This window comes from Vibrio sp. 10N.222.52.C3 (assembly GCF_041474195.1).
GTDB lineage: Bacteria > Pseudomonadota > Gammaproteobacteria > Enterobacterales > Vibrionaceae > Vibrio > Vibrio crassostreae_C.
On sequence record NZ_JBFRTQ010000207.1, the window covers coordinates 1 to 614 of the forward strand.

The 614-nt window shown below is 45.9% G+C and carries 1 protein-coding gene; it reads right to left on the reverse strand.

The window, feature by feature from the left end:
* Positions 1–614, reverse strand: a 614-nt coding sequence (locus tag AB4517_RS22150) for a hypothetical protein (protein WP_372150015.1), incomplete at both ends; no start/stop codon positions are given.

Below are 614 nucleotides of genomic sequence, written 5' to 3' on the forward strand. Positions count from 1 at the left end.
TGTTATCTGAGGTATCGAAGATAATTTCGAATACCGCTTCATTACTCGCTGCTGTTTGAGCAACGTAAGTAAATGTTGTGCCGCTTTGTGACACAGCTTGCCACTCTAAGCTTTCTCCATCGGAGGTTAAGCCAGTAAGAACCAAAGTTTCATTAACCAACTCATACTTCACAACGCCATCGGCACCTTCATCAATCGTAAATAGTCCATTAATAATGGTGTCTTCAGATTGATCTGAACCAATACCAGTAAGATCGTCTTCATCGACAACCGCTTCACCCGTTGGCGCCGTCATTACTGGCGTGTCATCGAGCACCTCGATTGGCAATACATATTGGTTAGAATCATCGCCATCACCATCAACGGCAACGACATCGAATGGAATCGTTAAGGTATTGGAGTTCGGGCTTGTTGGATGGTTCAGAGGACCTAACAACGTAAACGTATAAGAGCCATCATTCGCTAGCGCGAGCGTGAAGATAGGAGTCCCGCTTGTCGTCGTACCTTGATAGGTCGTTGTGTTAGCCGCCCCTGTGATTTCTGTAATAGAAATCGCTTCAGTTCCAGAGGTCAATGTCGCTTCAAGCGCTGAGACATTACGCAGTTCGTAAACC